The 3,752-nt window shown below is 53.4% G+C and carries 3 protein-coding genes; all 3 read right to left on the bottom strand.

The features are described from left to right. Window positions 1-221 precede the first annotated feature (221 nt). The gene (locus HWQ67_RS14265; protein WP_218253359.1) at window positions 222-911 is read right to left on the bottom strand and encodes an ABC transporter ATP-binding protein; all 690 of its coding nucleotides are present in this window, start codon (window positions 909-911) and stop codon (window positions 222-224) included. Continuing rightward, on the bottom strand, window positions 911-2,107 hold the full coding sequence (locus HWQ67_RS14260) for an efflux RND transporter periplasmic adaptor subunit (protein WP_218253358.1): 1,197 nt from the start codon (window positions 2,105-2,107) through the stop codon (window positions 911-913). Before HWQ67_RS14260 ends, HWQ67_RS14265 begins: the two co-directional genes overlap by 1 nt. Window positions 2,108-2,443: 336 nt before the next feature. Then, window positions 2,444-3,752: DNA translocase FtsK (locus HWQ67_RS14255; RefSeq protein ID WP_255317295.1), on the bottom strand; the 1,309-nt coding region annotated here is incomplete at its 5' end.

Genomic DNA, 3,752 nt, shown 5'->3' with positions numbered 1-3,752 from the left:
CAATTGCAGATGCAGCAGATTCAACTGAGAAGGCAGATAAGCAAGTTGTGATGACGTAGAACTGTATCCTCTTAAAAAAGCATGGTAAAATGGGGTCAAGGGGACTGGTTCCCTTGCGGGGGGTTCTGAAGGGGGGCGGAGCCGCCCCTTTCTTTCTTGCCTTAAAGTATAGTTACCATGAAATATAAAAAGGATACGTAGAACTAATTTGCTCATTGGGCTCATGTTGTTGCCATGTCGCTGACCACGCAGCCGTCCGAAAAGCGGATCAGACGTTTGCTGTAGGCCGCTATGTCAGGCTCGTGGGTGACAAGGATAACGGTTATCCCTGAGCCTGTGTTCAATCTTGCCAATAGCTCCATGATTTCCCTGCTGGTGGCGGTGTCAAGGTTTCCGGTTGGCTCATCGGCAAGGATAATTGGTGCGTCGTTGACCAACGCCCTGGCGATGGCCACACGCTGCTGCTGTCCGCCGGAGAGCTGATTTGGATTGTGATGCTCCCGGCCACTGAGTCCGACCAACGATAGGGCATGTGAGGCACGCTCTCTGCGCTCTTTTGCCGGTACGTTGCCGTAGAGCATTGGCAGTTCAACGTTTTCGATGGCCGACGTCCTCGACAACAGATTGAACCCCTGAAAGACAAAACCGAGCTTCTGATTCCTCATGGTTGCACGCCCGTCTCTGCCCAACGTAGAGACGTCCATGCCATCAAGGAGGTACTGCCCACTGGTGGGCGTGTCAAGGCATCCAAGCAGATTCATAAATGACGACTTCCCTGAACCGGACGGCCCCATGATAGCCACAAACTCCCCCTTGTCAATCCCGACGGAGACGTCCTTGAGGGCATTAACCGCAATGTCACCAAGCGTATAGACCTTTGATATCTGTTGCGTCTGTATGAGGATCGCCATTAAAACATCCTTGGTCCGCCAGAGACCGGCTTTGTTTTGGGTTTATCAAGCGATTCCACTTCCACGATCAGCTCCTGTCCTTCGACGAGGTTGCCACTGAGCAACTCTGTATAGGTGCCGTCACTGATGCCGGTGCTTATTGCAATTCGCTTTGGCTTGTTGCCTTCGTTAATCCAGACGCCTCTGTCTTTGTTCTGTCCTGGCTTTTGCCCCTGGGGTCTTTTCTCTCCCTTAGACGTGTCTCTGTCGGGGGGCTTGAAGCGTAAGGCGGCGTTTGGAAACCGCAAGACATCCTGCTTTCTGGAGACTATTATTGAGACGTTTGCGGTCATTCCCGGTTTGAGCTTGAAATCCGAATTTGCCACCCCGACCACCACGTCATAGGTGACGACGTTTTGCACGACAATGGGCGCATTTCTGACCTGCACCACGCCACCGTTAAACGTGACATCGGGATAGGCATCCACCGTAAACTCGACGCTTTGTCCCACCTCAACACGGCCAATGTCCGCCTCTGCCACGTTGGTGTCGATCTGCATCTTGGTCAGGTCCCGGGCTATGCCAAAGAGCGTGGGGGTCTGAAAACTCGCCGCAACCGTCTGCCCGACATCGACTGTCCTCGATACAACGATGCCGTCAACGGGGGAGACGATCCTCGTATACCGGAGGTTGGTCTCTGAGACCGCCAGTGCCGCCTGTGCTTGGGATATCTGTGCCTTGGCCGCATCCACCTGGGCTACGGCGGTGTCGTAATTGGTTGCAGCGGTGTCGCGGTCTGCCTGTGCGATGAAGTCCCGTTTGAGGAGTTCCTCGTTTCTACCCAACGTCCTTTTGGCGTCAGCGAGTGTTGCCTCGGCCTTTTTCAGGTTGGCCTGCGCAACGTACAGATTGGCACGTGCCTGGTCAACCTGGGAGGCAAACAGCGCAGGGTCTATGCGGGCGATCAACTGCCCCTTCTTCACCGGTGAGTTAAAGTCAACATATAGCTCCTGGATTATGCCAGACACCTGTGTCCCAACGTTGACCATCGTCACGGCATTGAGCGTCCCCGACGACGTAACCGTAGATATTATGTCACCCTTGGTCACCTTTTCCGTTCTGAACCTTGGTCCGTTTTCTTTGCTCCTGGTAAAGACAAAATACCCCCCACCAGCACATAGTAAAATAAGAACAAAGGCAACTATTTTTCTTCTCATAAGCATTTTATCGTATCTTCTTAAAAAAACAGGGCAAGACGCTGCAAGGAGGGGTCAAGGGGTCAGCGACCCCCGGCATAAAAGGGGGCTGGCCCCCTTGCGGGGTGGGTCTGAGGGAGCCAGGTGCGACCTGGAGCGGGAAAGAAGGCGGAGGGAGTGAGGCACGATTTTCCCGCAGCGGGGGGCGAGCCGCCCCTGGCTCAATTGTCGCACCCGCCCCTGCCACAAACCGCCTCCCTTCTTTCTTTTCTTAGGGGTGAACTATTGTTATACATGTTTATGCTCTCTTGCTTAACATGAAATATAAAGAGGATACAAATAATCGCCGTACCAAAATCACCCTGATGCGAAGTTGCGAGGTTTTCCGCCACCCTTGGGAGGACCTACCAAACCATCCTCTTCCATCATCTCCATGATCTGTGCTGCCTGGTTGTATCCAATCTTAAACCTCCGCTGGATAGAGGCTATGGATATCTCCCCAATAGTCTGGGCGTACCTTATCACCTCTTTGTACATTTCGTCCCTTTCGACAGTTGCTGTTGCAGTAACCGGTTCCGAGGGACGGAGGTTGTTAAAGGCCGTGTAATCAGGCTTACCCTGTGCCTTTACATAGTCGGTGACGGCCTTGACCTCATCCTCGCTAACGTAGGCCCCGTGAACCCTCATCAATCGTGCCCCCGGGGTCAGCAGGAGCATGTCGCCACGGCCAAGCAACTTTTCTGCCCCGTGGGTATCCAGGATGGTTCGTGAATCTACCTTCGAGGACACCATAAAGGCAACCCGTGAGGGGAAACTTGACTTAATTTCACTTGTGATAACGTCCGCCGTGGGATGCTGCGTGGCCACGATCAGATGTATACCCGCACCACGCCCCATCTGCGCCAACCTTACAATTGACTCCTCAACACCCCTGGCCGACGTAAAGATCAGGTCTGCCAGCTCATTGATCACAACCACGATGTAGGGTAGCTTGTCTTCTTCGGCTACACCTGCGTTGAACATCTCTATGTTTTTTGCCCCCTGGGGCGCTATGTGACGATAACGCCTATCCATCTCAAGTAGCATCCTGGCTAAGGCATCGGATGCCTCACCGGGACTGGTAATCACGTGACTGAGAAGATGCGGGATACCGTTGTACATGGAGAGTTCAAGCAATTTGGGGTCTATGATCAACATCTTCACCTGCGACGGCTTGACCTTGTAGAGAATGCTCAGTATCATGGCATTGATGACCACACTCTTACCACACCCCGTTGTTCCTGCCATAAGCAGGTGCGACAACCTGGAAAGCTCCTCTACCACGGGATTGCCGTATATGTCTATGCCCATGGACATAGTAAGCAGGGCGCTGCGCTTTGCAAACCTGTCTGAGTGTATGATCTCTTTGAGGGTAACAACCGCCGCCTCCTCATTTGGAACCTCTATGCCAACAGGGGCCTTACCAGAGATCAGAGAAACCCGCACCTTCAGTCCGCCCATGGCACGACCAAGGTCATCAGACAACGACACCACCTTGCTGAGTTTGACACCGGAGGCCGGCTCAAACTCGTACATCGTCACGATAGGCCCCGGACTGACATGTACGATATTGCCATCAGCGCCAAAGTCAGACAACAATTCCTGGAGGGTTGCGGCTCCTCGCAGG

The organism is Candidatus Magnetobacterium casense, from assembly GCF_019173545.1.
Taxonomy (GTDB): domain Bacteria; phylum Nitrospirota; class Thermodesulfovibrionia; order Thermodesulfovibrionales; family Magnetobacteriaceae; genus Magnetobacterium; species Magnetobacterium cryptolimnobacter.
Note: the sequence above shows the minus strand (reverse complement) of the source record. Positions and strands in the feature narration are given on the sequence as shown.